This window comes from Diaphorobacter ruginosibacter, from assembly GCF_040396215.1.
GTDB classification, from domain to species: domain Bacteria; phylum Pseudomonadota; class Gammaproteobacteria; order Burkholderiales; family Burkholderiaceae_C; genus Diaphorobacter_A; species Diaphorobacter_A ruginosibacter_A.
The window spans coordinates 1-17,763 of record NZ_JBEBOW010000073.1 but is presented as its reverse complement, the minus strand read 5'-3'; the positions used below and the strand labels follow the sequence as shown (position 1 = coordinate 17,763).

Below are 17,763 nucleotides of genomic sequence, written 5' to 3'. Positions count from 1 at the left end.
GAGTGGGAGTGAGATCAGGTCCTTCGGGAGCTATCGTGTCCTATCGAAAACTGTCGTAACGTGTTGATTTAAACAAAAATACGTAGCGGTAGCTATCGATGGCTATCGCCGGTCAGTGAAACGGATTGGCGGTAGAGGTGACGGTAGAAACCGGAGGCCGGATTAAGACCTCCTTGTTGACTATCGAGACCAAATCGGCCTTTGACGGTAAATCACTCCTCTGGAAAGCTTGTTTCATGCGGTTTTCCAGGCATCACCAGGTCTCCTGACCCCTGACGGTAAAAGCTATCATGAACAAGAGGAAAAGCCTCGATGCTTACCGACACCGCACTGCGTAATCTCAAGCCTAAATCCAAGATTTATAAGGCTTCCGACCGCGATGGCATGTACGTATCGCGTGAAGTCGTGAAGGAAGCACTACGGCTTAACGCAGCGGCGGTGGCCTTCTCGCACATGCGCACGCGCTGGGTGCGCGACCGCCAGCACGGGTTGCGGCTGCCGCTCGAACATACCGTGAAGAAGCAGGCCATGGAGACCACAGGTATCTATGGCATGCGCGACCGCGGACAGCTCAAGCCGGGTTATCTGGCTGATGTGAACATCATCGACTTCGATCGCCTGCGCCTGCCACCGCCCTACGTCGCCTTCGACCTGCCGGCGGGCGGTGCATGAACCAGACGGCGGAATGCTATGTGGCAACGCTCAAGTGCGGGCGGGTCATCGTGCGGGACGGCCAGCCTACGGGCGAGTTGCCAGGTATGCCGATTCGCGGGCCGCAGGCGCAGCTCTCTTTGGGAGCAGAGCCCGTGGTGGTGATCCACCGCAGACGTGGTGGACTGCATCGTGCTCCATGCGGGCAGGGCGGTGTAGTTCTCGCCGGCGCAATGCACTGGCAAGATGGAGGTCGTACACCGTACAGGACAAGCCATGATGAATCCAGCCAATGCCAGCCGAGCGAATGAACAGTGGGCGTATGCGTTGCAGTGCTATGCGCATCCTGGCGTGCCGCAAGCCTGCCTGCTGTTGCAGGACCGGCTGTCGCTGGATGTGCTGGTCCTGCTGCATGCGGCCTGTCTCGCGCATTTGCACGGCGTGAATGTCACCCGGCAGGATGTCGCACATGCGGATGCCGAGGTCACAGACTGGCGCGAGCAGGTTGTCCGGCCCTTGCGCACCGTGCGCCGCGCCATTGGCAAGGAAGACGCATCGCTGAGCGGCCTTCGCGCGCAGATCCAGCAGGCCGAACTGCAGGCGGAGAGGCATGCCATGGACCGCCTCGCGGCCATACCGCTTCCGGCAGGCCGGCGCCCGGAGCCGCCCTCGAGCGCGGCGATCGCCGTGGTCGCGGACTTCTATGGGGAACGCCACGCGGGTGACGCCGACTGGAAAACACCCGAAGTGGAGCAGGCGATCGCGACGCTGGAGCATGCACTTTGCATGCCGCCGGCCGGGTCGTGATCGCGCTTCATTGACTCCCCTTTCCCTCAATTTTTGCACTCTGGCATGACGCTAGGGTGATCATTGTTGCGTACAAATAAATCTGCCATGCAACGAGGTGGGCATGGGTTATTCGTTCATTTTTTCCTCTTTACAGGAAGAAATACATTGGGGGATGTGAGCAAATGATCCTATTGACATCTCCTTTTGTTGTTTTATAGTCCGGACAAATGAGACAACCCATTGGAGACTCAATGCATTCAGTGACAAGCCTGTCGGCCGCCATGGATGAAGCGCTGGCGAACGATGACCTGCTGCGCATCACACGCGAGACCAACCCCTACCTCGAGGTGGCGGCAATTGCCCGGACCACGGATTCGGGGCCGATGGTGGTGTTCGACAACGTACGGGGGCACGAGGGCAAGCGGATCGTCACCAATGTGTTCGCGGATCGCAAGCGCATTGCGCGCTGGTGCGGGATCGATGCGCATGATCTTCCCGCGCGGCTCGCCGATGCGGCGCTGAATCCCATTGCGTCGAGGGAAACCGCCGAGGCAGCCTGCCAGCAGAACGTGATCACGAGCGGCATCGACCTGTTCAAGACACTGCCGCTCGCGCAGCAGACCTCCGCCGACGCGGGTTGCGTCATCACCGGGGGGCTGGCGCTGATCCGCGATCCGGATACGGGCGCATTCAACGGCTCCTACCATCGCATGCGGGTGCTGGGGCCGGATCTCACCTGCATCACCATCCAGGCGGGCCGGCACCTGCTGGAGATCGCCCGCAAGATGCGCGCGCGGGGCGAGCGCCGCATCCCCATCAGCGTGAACATCGGTGCCGGGCCGGCCGTGCTGCTCGCATGCTCGGGCAGCACGCAGCAGACGCTCACGCCGTTCGGCTATGACGAGATGGGCATGGCGGGAGCGCTGCAGGGCAAGGCGGTGGAATATGTGAAATGCCGCACGCAGGAGGGGGCGTGGAGCCTGGCGGAGGCTGAATACGTCCTGGAAGGCTATATCGACACGGACCGGCTGGCCTCGGAGGAGGACTCCGGCAAGGACGGCGAGAAGGGCATGATGCCCGAGGCCGGCGGCTACATGGGGCGCGCATGGCGTGTCTGGGAGTTCAACGTCACCGGTATCACGTACCGCAACAACCCGGTGTACTGGTTCCCGCTCGCGGTGAATGCGGAAACTACCAACCTCATGGCGCTGCCCGCGGAGGCGTCCGTGTTCGACGCCTGCCGCCGCATCAGCCCCCGTGTGTTCGAGAACTGCCATGTGCTGCAGGCCATGCGCGGCTGCCTGGGCGTGGTGATCCGCATCCGGCGCAAGAGTTTTCGCGACGAGGGGCTGCAGAACAACCTCGCGTTCGGTGCGCTTTCCGCGCACTCCGACCTGGGGTGGGTGATTGCCGTGGACCACGACATCGACATCACCAATGCGGACGATGTCATGTGGGCGGTGATCACGCGCTCCGACATGCGGGAGGGGCTGATGCTCTCGCCACGAGCCAAGGTCAGCGGCATGCTGGCAGAAGGGGACGCGGCGGGTACGGGGCGCAAGGTGTATATCGACGCCACTGCGCCATTCGCCAATTCGGACCGCTATACGCGAGGCGTTTTCGAGAACGTGGCGATCGAGGACTGGATCGGCGGGGAGGCCGCCGCCAGACTGCGGGCGCGCCAGCCTGACTATGTGAAGTCGCTGCTGTCGCGCAGGTATTGAGTCGAACCGGCAGGTTCCCGCTGACAAGAATGAAAGGCCCACATCATGAGCGATGCATCCAACCCCACCAAGCCCGCACGGCCCTTCAACTGGGAGAAGTTCCAGGCCAATATGGGCTATACCGATGAGCAGATGGCCGGGTTCCGGGCCGATGAGCGCCGCCGCCGCGCGGCCGAGGCCATTCCCGAGGCCAACCGGCGCACCGTTGTCGCCACGGTCGTCTCGGCCCATGGCTGTGCCGCGGGCTTCAAGGAGGGCGACCGGATCGAGGTCAGCGCGGCGGGCGTTGTGAAATCGTGCAACGTCTGCATCTATGCCGTGGCACCGATGACGATCCACGCGGCCATGGCGCACGATCGCATCGCCGAAGGGCTGGACCCCGACGGCATGTGGTTCAACTCCTTCAGTTGCCAGGACGCGGGCTTCTGCAACGGAAGCTGGGGCCAGGTGTGCTTCAAGGTGAGCGTTGAATGAGCTCGCGCACTTCCCCACGCAAACGCGTGGTGGTCGGGATCTCCGGCGCCAGCGGCAGTGCCTATGGCATCCGCCTGCTGGAGATGCTGCGCGCCGCCCCCGATGTCGAAACCCACCTCGTCGTGAGCCGTTCCGCGCGCCAGACACTGCAACTCGAGACCTCGCTTGCCATCGGACAGGTGGAGGACCTCGCCGATGTGGTGCATTCCAGCGTGGACATCGGGGCGTCGATTTCGTCGGGCTCGTTCCGCATACACGCGATGGTGGTGGCGCCCTGTTCCATCAAGACCATGTCCAACCTGGCATGGGGCAATACGGGCGAGCTGATCGCCCGCGCGGCCGACGTGGCCCTCAAGGAGCGGCGGCGGGTCGTGCTGATGTTGCGCGAGACGCCGCTGCATGTGGGGCACATCGAGAGCATGCTGCGCGTGTCCCAGGCCGGTGCAATCGTGTTCCCGCCCATGCCTGCCTTCTACAACCGGCCCCAGAGCGTTGCCGATATCGTGGATCACAGCGTGATGCGTTGCCTGGATCTCATCGACATCGAATGCGAGGCGGCTCCCCGTTGGGGTGAGACCAGCCGCGCGCTGCTGGCCGCCTCGACACGTACAACCCAAGAGACCCTGTCAGGAATTCCCCATGAGTGAAGTAATTGCAGAGATCGACCATGAAGACCTGGTGAACAGGCTCAACCAGCGCCTGCGGCTGCGCACCGCGCCGCTTGCGCTGAAGCTGTTCGAGACCGTGGACGAGATGAAGTCCATCAATGGCATCCGCTGGCCTGCTGCGGGCGTGCGCTTCTCGATGTGCCAGCTCGTGGGGCAGGCGCGCTGGCTGGGCTGGACGCTCGGGGCCACGCACGAGAATGTGCCCGCCGCCAGCAACTGCGGAGGGGTCATGGGGCTCAACGCACCGGGCACCAAGTATCTCGATGGCAGCATGTTCCACGGCGTATGGTTCGCAACCATAGAGGCCTCGCGCGAGCACCAGGCACAGATGCCGCGCGTGCCGCATGGCAAGTATGTGGGCGTGGTTCTCTCGCCCCTGGCCTCGGGGCGCCTGAGGGATCCCGACACTGTGCTGGTATACGCAACCCCGGGCCAGATGGTCACCCTGATCAATGCGCTCCAGCACCGCAGCTACGTGCGCTACCAGTTCGGCACCACCGGCGAATCGGCGTGCGCCGACAGCTGGGGCGCGGGCCTTGCCACGCGCGAGCCGAGCATGGCCATTCCCTGCTTTGCGGAGCGCAAGTTCGGCGGCGTGCAGGACGACGAGATGCTGATTGCGCTGCAGGTGTCCCATCTGCAGGAAATCGTGACGGGTCTGGAGTGGCTTGCGGGCCATGGAATCCGCTACCCCATCGCACCCTATGGCATCCAGTGCGACCCTGCGATGGCGTTTCAGGCAAGTTACGCCGGCAAGCTCTGAGCACGCATTTCACAAGACAAAGGCAAAGGAGACAAAGATGCAACGACGTCTACTAGTTCAAGGGCTTGCCGCGGCAGTTGCGGCGCCAGGTCTGGCATGGGCGCAGGCGCAGGGCTATCCGGCCAAGCCGATCCATCTCATCAATCCGTTTTCCGCCGGGGGTGCGCTCGACCAGCTCGCACGCCTGCTGGGGCAGCATCTGAGCGAGAAGCTCGGGCAACCCGTGGTCGTGGAGAACAAGACGGGCGCCAGCGGCAACATCGGCGCGGAGTACGTGGCGCGGGCGGCCCCTGATGGATACACGCTGGTGATGGCCTCCAGCGCGACGCACGGAATCGCACCGAGCATGTATGGTGCGCGCCTGCCGTTCGATGCGCTCAAGGACTTCTCCGCGATTTCGGCCACGGTGGTGCAGAAGAACGTGCTGGTGGTGCATCCGTCGATTGCCGCGCGCAATGTCCAGGAACTGATTGCACTGGCCAGGGCGCAACCGGGCAAGCTGTCGTTCGGCTCCTCCGGCGCGGGGACTTCCCAGCATCTGAGCGGTGAGCTTTTCAAGCACATGGCCCAGGTCGATATCCTGCACGTCCCCTACAAGGGCAGCGCACTGGCGATGCAGGACCTGATCGGCGGACAGGTGTCGATGATGTTCACCGACATTCCGATCGCCTTGCCCTACATCCGCTCCAACAGGCTGCGTGCGCTGGGCCTGACGGCCGCGCAGCCGTCGCCAGCGTTGCCAGAGGTGCAGCCGCTCGCGCAGCAGGGCCTGCCACATTTCGATCTCAAGGCATGGTATGGCGTGATGGGGCCGGCGAAGATGCCGGAAGCCGTCGTCAAGCGCCTGAACGCGAGCATCGTCGAGTACCTCTCGGATGCCCGCAATCACGAGAAGCTGCTCGGCATGGGCATGGAGCCCCTGCCGCTCGATGCCGCACAGTCCGGAAAATTCATCGCCGACGAACTCGCAAAATGGACCGAGGTGGTCAAGATGACGGGTGCCACCGTCTAGCATTGCACCAAGCGAATTGCCTCGCCCAGAAACAAACCGGCCTCGAGCCGGTTTGTTCTTGAGGGCTCCGTGAAGTCCTGCCGCGGAGCGCTGGAGATGCTTCGGGTCGGTGCCTCGGTCCGATGCGTTACTCGGGCTTGAGTCCGGCGGCCTTCACCATCTCGCCGGTAGCCTTGACCTCTTCCTGGATGACTGCTGCGAACTCTTCGGGGCTGCGCGTCGGGATGGCATAGCCGCGCTTGGCCATGTCCTCGCGGAACTCCGGCTGCTGGAGCACCGTGAGCATGTCCTTGTTGATCCTGGAGACGATGTCCCTGGGCGTGTCCTTCGGGGCGAAAACTCCGTGCCAGGTGGCCACACGGAAATAGGGATAGCCGGACTCGGCGGAGGTCGGCACGTCGGGGTAGAGAGGATCGCGCCGGTCCGAGTTGTAGTTCAGCACCTTGGTCTTGCCCGAGCGGATAGCGGCCTCTCCCGAGCCGCGGCCCGTGAGCGTCAACATGGTTTCGCCGGCCATCACCGAGGTGAGTGCGGGCCCCAGCCCCTTGTACGGCACGTGTGTGATCTGGATGTCCTCGCGCTTGTTGAACAGCTCCATGAGCAGATGGGGTTGCGAGCCATTGCCGTAGGAAGCGTAGGTGACGCTGCCAGGGTCCTTTCTTGCCTGTGCGACCAGTTCTTTCAGCGAGTTCGCTGCAAGCGATTTGTGGGCCAGCAGCACCATGTCGATGTCGGCCAGTTGGGACACGGGGATAAGGTCCCTGTCGGGGTCGTAGGGCAGCGACTTGAAGAGGTAGCGATTGCTGACGATGGGGCCGTTGGTGGTGACCAGCAGCGTGTAGCCGTCGGGCGCAGCGCGGGCCACGCGCTGCGTGCCGATGATGGAACTCGCGCCGCTGACGTTCTCGACGACGATCGACTGTCCCCAGATGGACGACAGCTGCAGCGCGAGCTTGCGGGCCAGGATATCAGTTCCACCGCCGGCGGCCAGCGGAACGATGAACGTGACGGTCTTCTGGGGAAACGCTGCCTGACCCATGCAATGGGTACTGGCCGCTAGTGCGGCCGCAGCGGTGAGCAGGGCGATACGACGCTTCATACACAAGATCCTTGTGGAAAGTGCCAGAGCCACTCGGACCGATGCCGAAGCCTGACGTTGTCATGGAGGTGGGGTTGCGTGCGCTGGTCCGTACAATAGCTTGTTGAACAATCTCATGTCAATGACGCGATACATAGTGAATTCACCTAAGGCTATCTCCATGCGTTGAATTGACACATTCATTAATTCAAAATATTGTCCGGACATATTGATGAATCATGAACTGCGGCAACCCATGCAAATCACAGATCTCATTTACGAAAAGCGCGATGGCGCAGCCTGGATCACGATCAATCGGCCGGAGCGGCGCAATGCGCTCGGCGAGACGACGACACGCCAACTGGTGCAGCTATGCGAGCAGGCCGCGACGGATGGCGGGGTGCATGCCGTGGTGATCACGGGCGCGGGCGGCGATGCGTTCTGCGCGGGCGGCGACATGCTGGACACCTTCCAGCGCAGGGAGGGCCATACGCAGCAGCAGTGGAGTGACCGGATTCGCCAGGGGCCGAACGTGCTGGCCCGCCTGCTGCAGGCTATGCCGAAGCCGGTGGTGGCCTGCATCAATGGCGTGGCGGCAGGGGGCGGTGCAACCATAGCCTTGGCCTGCGACCTTCGCATTGCGTCGGACAAGGCGCGCTTCTGCTTTCCGTTTGCACGCATCGGCCTCACGCCGGAGTTCGGCTGCTCCTACCTTCTGCAGCGTACGGTAGGGGCTGGGCGCGCCAATGAGCTGTTGCTGCTCGGGGACTTCGTGGATGCCGCGACGGCGGAACGCTACGGCCTCGTGAACCGCCTGTCTTCGCACCAGGAACTGGGCCGCGTGACGCAGGAGGTGGTGGATCGGCTGGTGGCCCTGCCAGCCGGTGCACTCGCGGGCATCAAGGGGCTCCAGCAGTTCGCGCGATCGCGGGATCTGCGGGAAACGCTCGAGCAGGAGGCCCTTGCACTCGGGCGTGCATTCACGTCGAGCGAACACCGCAGCGCGGTATCCGCCTTTCTCAATCGCAAATCGCAGGCGCGGCCCGTCCATCAAGCGGGCGCATAGTCCATCGGCAACGCGGCCGTTCCGCATCAAAAAAGGAGGCAATGACATGGAATTCGGTTTTACCCAGGAACAGCAGATGCTCCGTGAATCAGTGCGCAAGTTCATGAAGAAGGAGTGCACACGCGAATACATCCGCGCGTGCAGCGATAACGATCGCTTTCCGTGCGAGCTGTACGAGAAGATGGCCGGGCAGGGGTGGATGGGCATTCCCTTCCCCGAAAAATATGGCGGTGCGGGGCTGGGGCCCATGGAGCTCGCGATCTTCCTGGAAGAAGCCGGATACGGCTGGTACGGGGCGGGTACGTCGTATTTCTCCACGGTGGTGCTGGGTGCCTACAACATCATGACCTACGGGACCGAGGCGCAGAAGGATGAGTTCCTGCCCAAGGTGATCGCCGGGGAAACCCGGCTCGCCTTCGCGCTCAGCGAACCGAACGTGGGCTCAGACGCAGCCGCAGTCGAGCTGTTTGCCGAGGAGTGGGGCGATCACTTCGTGCTCAACGGCCAGAAGATGTTCACCACCAACGCGCACGTGGCCCACCAGATCGTCACGGTGACGCGCACCATCCGCAACCCCGAGAAAAAGCACGATGGAATCACCATCTTCCTGGTCGACGCGGATGCGCCGGGGATCGAGATCCGTCCCCTCAAGCAGATGGGCCGCTCGGCCACGCATACCAATGAGGTGTTCTTCCGCGACGTGCGGGTGCCGCGCTCGCGCATGATGGGCAAGCTGCACGAGGGCTGGGCCAACCTCAACAGCGGGCTGGGCATCGAGCGTCTCAGCGTGGCCATGATGTACTCGGGCACGTCGCAGGCAATGATCGACTACGTGGCGGCCTATGCCAAGGAACGCCGGCAGTTCGGCCAGCCGATCTCCAGGTTCCAGGCCGTGCAGCACAAGCTGGCGGACATGCAGACCAAGGCCGAAATCGCCCGGCTGCTGGGCTACCGCGTCGCCTGGATGCTGGAGCAGGGCCTGCCGTGCTTCAAGGAGATGTCCATGGCCAAGCTCTGGGCCAGCGAGGCGATGTTCGACATCGCCAACAACGGCGTGCAGATCATGGGCGGCTACGGTGTGCTCAAGGAGTACGACATGGAGCTGTTCTTCCGGGATTCGCGTATCGGGATGATCGGCGCGGGTGCATCGGAGATCCAGCGCACCATCATCGCCAAGCAGATGGGGCTGTGAATGGCGCAGCCCCTCACCATCATCGGCGAGCAGCTCTGGAAACGGCGCGAAGGCCTGCCTGCGCTGCGGTATGCCGAAGCGGACATTGCCGAGGGCGAGCCCCTGAAGCTGGCGCCCGGGATCTTTCTGCTGCGCCTGCCCCTGCCGTTCGCGCTCAACCACATCAACGTGTACCTGCTGCAGGAGCGCGATGGGTGGACCCTGGTCGACACCGGCATCCACACGCCCGCCAACCGCGCCCTGTGGGAATCCGTCTTTCGCGCTCCCTGGTTCACGCGGCATGGGCCGCTGCGGCGCATCGTGGTGACCCACCACCATCCCGACCACGTCGGCATGGTGGGCTGGATCGTGGAGCAGTTCGCCGTGCCGGTCCTCATGACGCCCGGCGAACTCGAAGTCGCGGGACGCTACGCCGACCCCGCGCGTGACGTGGTATCCGAGCGCACGCCGCTCTGGCGCGAACATGGATTGCCCGATGCGGTGGCCACCGAGCTGCTGCAGCACATGCCGCGCTATGGCACGCAGGTGTGCGCCCTGCCGCCCGGGGTGATCGAGATCGATGCCCGCGAGCCGCTGGAACTCGGCGGGCGGCGCTGGGCGCCGATCATCGGACGCGGTCATTCACCGGAACATCTGAGCCTGTTGAGCGAGGATGGGGCGGTGTTGATCGGCGGCGATCAGGTGCTGCCCAAGATCACGCCCAACATCGCGGTGTGGCCGGGCGGCGATCCGAACCCATTGCACTCCTATCTCGCGACGCTGCGGCGCTTCGAGGGCATTTCCGCTTCGACCCTGCTGCTGCCATCGCACAAGCAGCCGTTTTATGGCGTGGCACGGCGCGTGGAGGAGATACGCGCACACCACGAGGAACGCCTGAGGGTAGTGCTCGACGCGTGTGTGCGGCCCATGACCGGGTACGAGTTCCTGCCCGCGCTGTTCGAGCGCGAGTTGCGTAACGAGCAGGTCGGCTTCGGGCTGGGCGAGGCCATCGCGCACCTGAACTTCCTGGAAAGCCAGGGACTGCTGACGTCGTCCGTGGATGGCGCGCTCGTGCGCCGCTTCGAGCGCACGGGCATCCATCCCGCGCATGGCCGCAACGAATGACCATCAACCAAGACCGAGACATCACGTGAATACGATGACCGACACCATTGCCTTGCACGCGCCGCACGCCGGCCTGGGCACGCTTTTCCACCCTCGCTCGATCGCGTTCATCGGCGCTTCGGAGCGGCCGAACACGCCCGCGTCGCGCGGCCTGCGCAACTGCTTGCGCCATGGATTCAAGGGGGAGCTCTATCCGCTCAATCCCAAGTATCCAGAGTTGTTCGGCGTGCGCTGCTACCCGGCCCTGGCGGAGTTGCCGGAGGTGCCCGAATTGGCCATGATCGCGCTCAGCGCGGAGATGACGCTGCAGGCCGTCGCCGAGTGCAAGGCCGCGGGTGTTCGCGTCGTGGTGGTCTGCAGTGCGGGATGGGAGGAGCAGGGCGCGGAAGGGGTCGAGCGGGCGCGCCGGCTCCAGCAGATCCTGAGCGGCGGGACAATGCGCATGCTGGGCCCGAACTGCCTTGGCGCCGGCAATCCTGCCGCGGGCCTTTGCCTGGGCTACAACAGCAGTTTCGAGTCGATGGCCCACTCGCGCACCGGGCGCGTGGGGCTCGTCACGCAAAGCGGCGCGATGATGGGCGGGCTGCTGCTCAACGGCGAGGACGCCGGGGCGGATGTCGGCCTCTATGCGCACGTCGGCAATGCCATGGACATCGGCATGGAGGAGATCGTCGAGTACATGTTGGGCGATGAGCAGATCGACGTCATCGCGTTGATGATCGAGGGGTTGCGCCAGCCCCGGCGGTTCATCGATGCTGCTCGGCGCGCGCGTGCCGTCGGCAAGCCGCTGGTGGTGTTCAAGGCCGGAACCTCCGAGCTGGGGCGACAGGCGGTGATGTCCCACACGGGGGCGCTGGCCGGTGCAGACGAGATCTTTGCCGCCGTGTGCCGCGAGGAAGGTATCCTGCGTGTACAGGAGAGCGAGGACCTGCTGTCCACCGCGGCCTCGCTGGCACATTGGAAGGGCAGGCAGCCCGTGGGCCGCAGCGGGATGCTGGTGTTCACGCTGTCGGGAGGCGCGGCCTCCATCTTGGCCGACGAGTGCGCGGAGGCCAGCGTGCCGCTTCCGGCACTGTCGGCAACGACCTTGCAGAAGCTTGAGGCGATCCTGCCGAGCTATGTCAAGGCGTCCAACCCCTTGGATGTGGGGGGAGCCGTCTTCAGCGATCCCGAGCTGCCAAGGCAGGCACTGGCCATCGCGCTGGAGGACGATGCCATCGACTCGGTGCTGTGGGTTGGCGTGGGGGCACCGCGGGACGAACGCTCGCAGCTGTGGCTCCATCAGGCACTCGACGTGGTGGGCGTGAGCGACAAGGCGAGCGCCATCGTTCCGGTGTCGGGCCATGTGCAGGAGGCGGGCTTCGAGCGCGCGCGCGCCATGGGTATCCCTCTGGCGCGCAGCCTTCGCGCGGCAGCGCAGCTCAACGGGTTTGCACGCAGGGCGAACCAGCCCCTGCTGGCGAGGGGTGATGCCAACGGCAGCGTTCCGGATCTTCCGGCGGTGGAGGGGCTGATCGACGAGGTCCGGTCCAAGGCGCTGGTCAAGGCACTGGGAATCCGGGTGCCCGAGTCGCGTGTGGCCGCAAGCGTGGAGGAGGTCGCCTCCTGTGCCCGCGAGCTCGCGGGCCCGGTGGTTGTCAAGGGGCTCGCGCGCGGCATTGCGCACAAGAGCGAGCATGGCTTGGTTGCCCTGAACCTGGCGACGCCCGAACTGGCCCGGGCTGCGGCGCAGAAGATGCGAGAGCAGGGCGGAGAGCTCGAGTTCACGGGTTTCCTGGTCGAGCGCATGGCCTCGCGCGGCGTGGAGGTGGTACTGGGCATCAAGCGTGATCCCGCGTTCGGTCCCGTACTCATGTTCGGACTGGGGGGGGTATCCGTGGAGCTGTTCAAGGATGTGGCGTTCGGCATGTGCCCGATGAGCCCCGACAGCGCCCGCGAATTGATCTCCATGACCCGGGCCGCAGCGCTGCTGCGCGGCTTTCGCGGCCAGCCACCTGCCGATGAAGAGGCACTGGTCGAGGCGATGGTGCGCCTCTCCCAATTCGCGTTCCGCCACGCTGACAGGCTCGCCGAGATGGACGTCAATCCTGTTATCGTACTGCCCCAAGGAGAAGGCGTGCTGGCGCTTGACGCCATGATTTCATGCAGTAGTTGCACCTGACGTCGCACCTGACTCCGAGCCATAGATTTGCGGCACGCACCCCGGGGACTTTCCGGTGGCGGGCCGCTCCATCCAGCGAAGGTTCAGATTGGGCAAGCCTATATATGTAGAACTGGCGGAGACGCTGCAGCAGCAGATTGCATCGGGTGAATACCCTGTGGGCAGCACGCTGCCGCCGGAAATGAGCCTGTGCGAGATACATGGCGTCAGCCGCTTCACTGCGCGTGCCGCTTTGGCGGCCCTGCAGCGCCAGGGGCTGGTGACGCGAAGGCCCCGCATCGGCAGCGTGGTCGTCGCCAGCAGCCCGCAGGGCTCCTACAGCGTCCAGACCAACAGCGCCAGCGATGTTCTGCGCTTCTCTTCGGTTGCGGATTTGCACCTGGTGAGCACGGAAGATGTTGTCGCGGATGCGCTGCTGGCGCGCGAACTGGGTTGCGAGACCGGTGAGTCGTGGATCAAGGTGTCCACCTTCCGCGACTCGCCGGACACCAAGGTGGCGGCCTCGTGGACGGATTTCTACCTGCGGCCCGAGCATCGCAGCGTGATCCCGATGATCGGGAACAAGCGCGGCTCGGTGTGGCAGTTCCTGGGCGAATTGCAGCAGCACCCCATCGACCGCATCGAGCAGACGGTGGAGGCGTGCAAGATTCCCAAGAACGTGGCCGTCATCCTGGGCGTCCCCCCCAAGAGCCCCGCGCTGCGTACGGTGTACCGGCTCTACAGCGAGGGCGACAGCAGCCGCTTCTACGTGGCCATCAGCCTCTATCCCGAGGGGCGCTTCAAGCTCTCCCAGACGTTGCGGCGCGCTCGGTAGGCTATCGGTGGGAAGCCCGCAAGGCGCCCGAAATGGTGCGCACCGCAATCCGTGCCTGCCAGGATGGCGTCCAGTCTCGCACCGGATCGTATGAGGACACGAACGATGGCCGAGTGTTGTTCAGCTGAGTGGCAATCCTTGGCGCCACTCTTGTCGCCGTCCCCGCGCTGGCGTCACCTGCTGCTGTGCGGCTGCCTGATCGGGAGCTTGATGGCGGCGGGCATATGCTCGGCATGAGGACAGCCCGTCGCGCCGGCGTTGAATTTTGCTGAGGCGCCGCAGGCCTTGCGCAAGCCGCAGGTGCTGGCTTTCGGCTCGCATGAACTGGCCACCAGCGGCAAGCCGAACTGAATCGCCGGCGTTGCCGTGCGCTGGACGCTGCGTGTGAGCAACGAGCTGCGCAAGAGCGGTGTGTTTGTCTCTAGCGGCAGGGTGCGCTCCATCTGGCTGCGCCATGATCTGGAGACTTTTGCCAAGCGCGCCTCAAGGCGCTGTCAGCCAAGGTAGCGCAGGACGGTTTGATCCTGACCGAAGACCAACTGTGGGCAGTGGAGCGGGCACGCGAAGAAAAACAAGCCCACGGAGAAATAGAAACCGAGCATCCCGGCTACCTGGGCTGCCAGGACACCTATGACGTAGGTAGCCAAGCCGGGGCGATTCAGCATGCCTATAGGTGAGCTCGGCTTTTTCTACTTGTTCGACCACCGCCAGCTTAAAAGCCAGCGTGTAGTCTCGCTGAGTGCGCTTGATCCTTGATTCCATCTTGCTTGCTTTTTTTCAAGTCCAAGGTGTTAACGCTATTCATGACGAGTCATCTAAAAAAGAAAAAACCCCTTGAACCTGTGATTCAAGGGGTTTTATATCTGGTGGGTGATACATGGATCGAACATGTGACCCCTGCCGTGTGAAGGCAGTGCTCTACCGCTGAGCTAATCACCCATTGCAGCTTGATCGGCTGCGAAGCTATTGATTATAGCGTGAAAATTCTGCTTCGGAATTCAAAGCGGATGTTTTCGCAATTTTTTCTACTGGGCTCAGAGTGCCGTTCAGTGGGGAGCTCTTCATGCGGTCAGAAGACTATGCCGGCCGGGTTGGATGGCGTGGGGCCTGCCGGAGCGACTGCGTCCGCATCCGCGGCGGGCGGTGCATTTCGGGGTTTTGGCGCGACGGGTTCCGGCTGGCGCGATGCGGCGGTTGCGGGTGTCTCTTTTGCGGCGACCAGTGGCGTGGCTGCCGGAGCACGGTAGGTTGCGGGCAGTTGGGATTTCCTGGGGTAGCCGGCGGCGTCGAGGTATTGCGACCATTCGGTTTCGGAAAAACCGTTGAGATGCTGTCCGCCGATCGTGGCGAAGGGCACGGTGGATGCGCCGGAGATTTGTTTCAGCGACTCGGCCGATTCATTGCTGTCGATGGTCCGCTCCGCGAACGGGACGCCGCGTGCGGCCAGCAACCGGCGGGCGCTGGCGCAGGGCTCGCAATCCTTGGATGAATACAGCGTGACGGGGAACTTGTTGACGACCTGCTGGAGTGCGTAGGGCAGTCCGGAGTCGGATGAGCCCGGCAGGTCCGAGCCGCTCCTGGACTTCATCGAGGCGTGACCGGAGAGTGGGGGCTGATCGGAGAAGGTGACTTTTCCGTCCGGGCCGACGCTGCGGTAGATCTGCTGGGCTTGCGCGGGCGCCGCCAGCAGCGCGGCAATGGCGCCCAGGGCCGCCCATGCGGCCAGGGTGATGTTTTTTCCAGAACGGCTCATTTCTTCAGGCTTCCTGCGTGCGCTTGGTGAATCCTTGGATGGCTGGTTGCCGGGCCTGCCCGGCAGGCTCGCCTTTCAGGCCTCAGTTGGCCATGCCTTGATGGCGCAGCAGCGCATCGAGCTGCGGCTCCCGGCCGCGGAAGGCCTTGAATGATTCCATCGCGGGGCGCGCGCCGCCGGCTTCCAGGATGGCTTCGCGGTACTTGCGGCCGGTCTGCGGGTTGGGCGAACCATCGGGCAGTACGGTTTCCTCGAATGCGGCATAGGCATCGGCCGACAGGACTTCCGCCCATTTGTAGCTGTAGTAGCCAGCGGCGTACCCGCCCGCGAAGATATGGCTGAAGGTGTGGGCCATGCGGTTATATGCGGTGGAGGGCAGCACCGCCACTTCGGCGCGCACTTTTTGCAGTACCGGCATGACGGGATCCTTGGGGTCGTGCTCTGTGTGCAGGAGCATGTCGAACAGCGCGAACTCGATCTGGCGCAGGGTCTGCATGCCCGACTGGAAATTCTTTGCCGCGATCATCTTGTCGTAGAGCTCGCGCGGAAGGGGCTCGCCGCTTTCGACGTGAGCGGTCATGTGCCTGAGCACGTCCCATTCCCAGCAGAAATTCTCCATGAACTGGCTGGGCAGTTCGACCGCGTCCCACTCGACGCCGGAGATGCCGGCGACGTCGCGTTCGTTGACCTGCGTGAGCATGTGGTGCAGGCCGTGGCCGGTTTCATGGAAGAGGGTGATCACGTCGTCGTGCGTGAGCAGCGGCGGCCTGCCGTCCACACCGGCGGCGAAGTTGCACACCAGATGCGCGACCGGCGTCTGCAACTGCTGGGTGTCGGGGCGCAGCCAGCGCGTGCGAACGTCGTCCATCCATGCGCCGCCGCGCTTGCCCTTGCGGGCGGGGGCATCCAGATAGAACTGACCCACCAGCACGGGGCCTTGCGGTCCCTGGCGTTCGATGCGGTAGAACTCGACGGCGGGATTCCACACGGGCGCGGAGTCCTTGCGGATGGAGACTTCGAACAGGGTCTCGACGATCTTGAACAGGCCCGCGAGCACCTTGGGGGCCGGGAAGTACTGCTTCACGTCCTGTTCGCTGAAGGCATAGCGGGCTTCCTTGAGCTTCTCGGAAATGAATGGCCAGTCCCATGGCTGCGGATCGGCGATGCCAAGTTCCTGCCGCGCGAATGCGCGCAGGTCGGCAACATCCTTTTCGCCATAGGGTTTGGCGCGCCGGGCCAGATCGCGCAGGAAATCCACCACCTGGGCGGGCGAATCCGCCATCTTGGGCACGAGCGAAACTTCGCCGAAATTGCGGTAGCCGAGCAGTTGCGCTTCTTCCTGGCGCAGCGCGAGGATCTCCTGCATGTTGGCGGAGTTGTCGAATTTCTTCGCCTCGCCTTCCGCCTGGTCCGAGGCGCGGGTGACGTAGGCGTGATAGAGCTTCTCGCGCAGCGCGCTGCTCCTGGCGAACTGCATCACGGGCAGATAGCAGGGCAGCTTGAGGGTGAGCTTGTAGCCTTGCCGGCCTTCGGCCTCGGCTGCCGCGCGCGCAGCCTGGAGGATGTCCTCGGGCACGCCATCGAGCTCGTCGATGCTGGCGAAATATGCAAAGGCATCCGTTGCGTCGAGCGCGTTTTCGCTGAACTTCTGGCATAGCTCGGCCATGCGTTCCTGGATTTTTGCGAAGCGCTCCTTGTCGGCTCCCTGCAGCTCGGCGCCGGACAGGACGAAGCCGCGCATGGCGTGATCCCACGCCGCGCGTTGCTCCTTGTTGAGCGTGGCGGTGTCGATGGCCTTGTACTTGGCATACAGGCGCTCGTCGGCGCCCAGGCGCGTCCAGAACTCGGTGACCGCCGGCAGCGCCTCGTTGTAGGCGGCGCGCAGTTCGGGAGTGTCGGCCACGCTGTTGAGGTGGTTGACGGCTGCCCAGGCGGTTCCCAGTTTCTCGGTGGCCACATCCAGAACCGCGGAGATCTCGTTCCAGCGCGCGGGAAAGTCTGGTTGGGTGACGGTTTCCAGCGCTTCGTTGGCGTGGGCGATCAGGGTCTGGACGGCCGGCCCCACATCCGCCGGTTGGATGCGGTCGAAGGCAGGCAGGTCGTAGTTTTCAAGAAGTGGATTGCTGCTCATGATGAAATACTTGCTGCCGTTTATTTTGAATTCAAGCGTTCCGGCGAATTGTTTTGGCGCCGTGGCCCCGGGCGATGAGCCTGTATCGGGACGGGCGCCAGCCCCATCCGGCGAGCCGTGAGATGTGCCTCGCTCCGGCTCTCAGGACGCGGTGGCCGCTCTCTCCGCCGATTCCATGGTGTTGACCAGCAGCATCGTAATCGTCATGGGGCCGACACCGCCGGGAACGGGGGTAATCCATCCGGCCACCTGCCTGACGCCCTCGAAGTCCACGTCGCCGCAGAGCTTGCCGTTGTCGTCGCGGTTCATGCCTACGTCGATCACGACCGCGCCGGGCTTGACCATGTCGGCCGTCAGCACGTTGCGCTTGCCCACGGCGGCCA

General features: G+C 63.9%; 16 protein-coding genes, 1 tRNA gene and 2 pseudogenes. 13 read left to right on the top strand and 6 right to left on the bottom strand.

Annotated features, from left to right (window positions below; all coding sequences use genetic code 11):
* Positions 1-384: 384 nt before the first annotated feature.
* The 7 genes from ABWP92_RS10530 (at position 385) to ABWP92_RS10500 (ending at position 6,081) form a co-directional block, all read left to right on the top strand.
* A complete protein-coding gene (locus ABWP92_RS10530; protein WP_353235327.1) occupies positions 385-672 on the top strand; it encodes an amidohydrolase family protein in 288 nt (95 codons plus the stop codon).
* A gap of 255 nt (positions 673-927) precedes the next feature.
* Complete coding sequence (locus ABWP92_RS10525; protein ID WP_353235325.1) at positions 928-1,458, top strand: TIGR02444 family protein; 531 nt, start codon at positions 928-930, stop codon at positions 1,456-1,458.
* Between the two features lie 233 nt (positions 1,459-1,691).
* Positions 1,692-3,164 carry a UbiD family decarboxylase domain-containing protein gene (locus ABWP92_RS10520; RefSeq protein WP_353235324.1) on the top strand — a complete coding sequence of 491 codons (1,473 nt, stop codon included), beginning with the start codon at positions 1,692-1,694 and terminating at the stop codon, positions 3,162-3,164.
* A 45-nt stretch (positions 3,165-3,209) separates the two neighbouring features.
* The gene (locus ABWP92_RS10515; protein ID WP_353235323.1) at positions 3,210-3,638 is read left to right on the top strand and encodes a hypothetical protein; all 429 of its coding nucleotides are present in this window, start codon (positions 3,210-3,212) and stop codon (positions 3,636-3,638) included.
* Positions 3,635-4,285 (top strand): UbiX family flavin prenyltransferase, encoded by a 651-nt coding sequence (locus ABWP92_RS10510; RefSeq protein ID WP_353235322.1) that lies wholly within the window; start codon positions 3,635-3,637, stop codon positions 4,283-4,285. The genes ABWP92_RS10515 and ABWP92_RS10510 overlap by 4 nt, the downstream gene beginning before the upstream one ends.
* Entirely contained in the window at positions 4,278-5,069 is a 792-nt protein-coding gene (locus ABWP92_RS10505; protein WP_353235321.1) for a DUF169 domain-containing protein, read from the top strand. The genes ABWP92_RS10510 and ABWP92_RS10505 overlap by 8 nt, the downstream gene beginning before the upstream one ends.
* 37 nt (positions 5,070-5,106) lie before the next feature.
* Entirely contained in the window at positions 5,107-6,081 is a 975-nt protein-coding gene (locus tag ABWP92_RS10500) for a Bug family tripartite tricarboxylate transporter substrate binding protein (RefSeq protein ID WP_353235320.1), read from the top strand.
* Between the two features lie 127 nt (positions 6,082-6,208).
* On the opposite strand, the gene ABWP92_RS10495 is transcribed toward ABWP92_RS10500, so the two are convergent.
* Entirely contained in the window at positions 6,209-7,180 is a 972-nt protein-coding gene (locus ABWP92_RS10495; RefSeq protein WP_353235319.1) for a Bug family tripartite tricarboxylate transporter substrate binding protein, read from the bottom strand.
* 235 nt (positions 7,181-7,415) lie between these two features.
* On the opposite strand from ABWP92_RS10495, the gene ABWP92_RS10490 reads away from it, so the two are divergent.
* The 5 genes from ABWP92_RS10490 to ABWP92_RS10470 all read left to right on the top strand — a co-directional run bounded on the left by ABWP92_RS10490 (position 7,416) and on the right by ABWP92_RS10470 (position 13,496).
* A complete protein-coding gene (locus tag ABWP92_RS10490; RefSeq protein WP_353235318.1) occupies positions 7,416-8,225 on the top strand; it encodes an enoyl-CoA hydratase/isomerase family protein in 810 nt (269 codons plus the stop codon).
* Between the two features lie 46 nt (positions 8,226-8,271).
* Positions 8,272-9,417, top strand: coding sequence for an acyl-CoA dehydrogenase family protein (locus ABWP92_RS10485; protein ID WP_353235317.1), 1,146 nt, complete (start codon positions 8,272-8,274; stop codon positions 9,415-9,417).
* Positions 9,418-10,521, top strand: a complete 1,104-nt coding sequence (locus tag ABWP92_RS10480; RefSeq protein ID WP_353235316.1) for an MBL fold metallo-hydrolase — start codon at positions 9,418-9,420, stop codon at positions 10,519-10,521.
* A gap of 34 nt (positions 10,522-10,555) precedes the next feature.
* Entirely contained in the window at positions 10,556-12,682 is a 2,127-nt protein-coding gene (locus tag ABWP92_RS10475) for an acetate--CoA ligase family protein (RefSeq protein WP_353235326.1), read from the top strand.
* 88 nt (positions 12,683-12,770) lie between these two features.
* On the top strand, positions 12,771-13,496 hold the full coding sequence (locus ABWP92_RS10470; RefSeq protein ID WP_353235315.1) for a GntR family transcriptional regulator: 726 nt from the start codon (positions 12,771-12,773) through the stop codon (positions 13,494-13,496).
* Positions 13,497-13,669: 173 nt separating this feature from the next.
* Here ABWP92_RS10470 and ABWP92_RS10465 read toward each other — a convergent pair whose 3' ends face one another.
* Positions 13,670-13,972, bottom strand: coding sequence for a hypothetical protein (locus ABWP92_RS10465; protein WP_353235328.1), 303 nt, complete (start codon positions 13,970-13,972; stop codon positions 13,670-13,672).
* Here ABWP92_RS10465 and ABWP92_RS10460 point away from each other — a divergent pair.
* A pseudogene (locus tag ABWP92_RS10460) lies at positions 13,878-14,149 on the top strand (IS481 family transposase); the annotation flags it as partial. The gene ABWP92_RS10465 and the pseudogene ABWP92_RS10460 sit on opposite strands and share 95 nt — an antisense overlap.
* A gap of 211 nt (positions 14,150-14,360) precedes the next feature.
* Here ABWP92_RS10460 and ABWP92_RS10455 read toward each other — a convergent pair.
* From ABWP92_RS10455 to ABWP92_RS10440, 4 genes and pseudogenes are all read right to left on the bottom strand, one after another.
* A tRNA-Val gene (locus ABWP92_RS10455) sits at positions 14,361-14,435 on the bottom strand.
* Positions 14,436-14,565: 130 nt separating this feature from the next.
* Positions 14,566-15,249: a glutaredoxin family protein gene (locus tag ABWP92_RS10450; protein WP_353235314.1), complete on the bottom strand. Its 684-nt coding sequence runs from the start codon at positions 15,247-15,249 to the stop codon at positions 14,566-14,568.
* Positions 15,250-15,331: 82 nt separating this feature from the next.
* Positions 15,332-17,380, bottom strand: coding sequence for a M3 family metallopeptidase (locus ABWP92_RS10445; RefSeq protein WP_353235313.1), 2,049 nt, complete (start codon positions 17,378-17,380; stop codon positions 15,332-15,334).
* A 141-nt stretch (positions 17,381-17,521) separates the two neighbouring features.
* Positions 17,522-17,763 (bottom strand): annotated as a pseudogene (locus tag ABWP92_RS10440) (bifunctional methylenetetrahydrofolate dehydrogenase/methenyltetrahydrofolate cyclohydrolase); the annotation flags it as partial.

What these genes read in the sequence shown, in the direction of transcription:
- ABWP92_RS10500 (WP_353235320.1), top strand. Translation starts at nt 5,107, where the DNA reads ATGCAACGACGTCTACTAGTTCAAGGGCTTGCCGCGGCAGTTGCGGCG.
- ABWP92_RS10520 (WP_353235324.1), top strand. Translation starts at nt 1,692, where the DNA reads ATGCATTCAGTGACAAGCCTGTCGGCCGCCATGGATGAAGCGCTGGCG.
- ABWP92_RS10505 (WP_353235321.1), top strand. Translation starts at nt 4,278, where the DNA reads ATGAGTGAAGTAATTGCAGAGATCGACCATGAAGACCTGGTGAACAGG.
- ABWP92_RS10450 (WP_353235314.1), bottom strand. Translation starts at nt 15,249, where the DNA reads ATGAGCCGTTCTGGAAAAAACATCACCCTGGCCGCATGGGCGGCCCTG.
- ABWP92_RS10525 (WP_353235325.1), top strand. Translation starts at nt 928, where the DNA reads ATGATGAATCCAGCCAATGCCAGCCGAGCGAATGAACAGTGGGCGTAT.
- ABWP92_RS10530 (WP_353235327.1), top strand. Translation starts at nt 385, where the DNA reads ATGTACGTATCGCGTGAAGTCGTGAAGGAAGCACTACGGCTTAACGCA.
- ABWP92_RS10510 (WP_353235322.1), top strand. Translation starts at nt 3,635, where the DNA reads ATGAGCTCGCGCACTTCCCCACGCAAACGCGTGGTGGTCGGGATCTCC.
- ABWP92_RS10480 (WP_353235316.1), top strand. Translation starts at nt 9,418, where the DNA reads ATGGCGCAGCCCCTCACCATCATCGGCGAGCAGCTCTGGAAACGGCGC.
- ABWP92_RS10475 (WP_353235326.1), top strand. Translation starts at nt 10,556, where the DNA reads ATGACCGACACCATTGCCTTGCACGCGCCGCACGCCGGCCTGGGCACG.
- ABWP92_RS10515 (WP_353235323.1), top strand. Translation starts at nt 3,210, where the DNA reads ATGAGCGATGCATCCAACCCCACCAAGCCCGCACGGCCCTTCAACTGG.
- ABWP92_RS10490 (WP_353235318.1), top strand. Translation starts at nt 7,416, where the DNA reads ATGCAAATCACAGATCTCATTTACGAAAAGCGCGATGGCGCAGCCTGG.
- ABWP92_RS10495 (WP_353235319.1), bottom strand. Translation starts at nt 7,180, where the DNA reads ATGAAGCGTCGTATCGCCCTGCTCACCGCTGCGGCCGCACTAGCGGCC.
- ABWP92_RS10445 (WP_353235313.1), bottom strand. Translation starts at nt 17,380, where the DNA reads ATGAGCAGCAATCCACTTCTTGAAAACTACGACCTGCCTGCCTTCGAC.
- ABWP92_RS10485 (WP_353235317.1), top strand. Translation starts at nt 8,272, where the DNA reads ATGGAATTCGGTTTTACCCAGGAACAGCAGATGCTCCGTGAATCAGTG.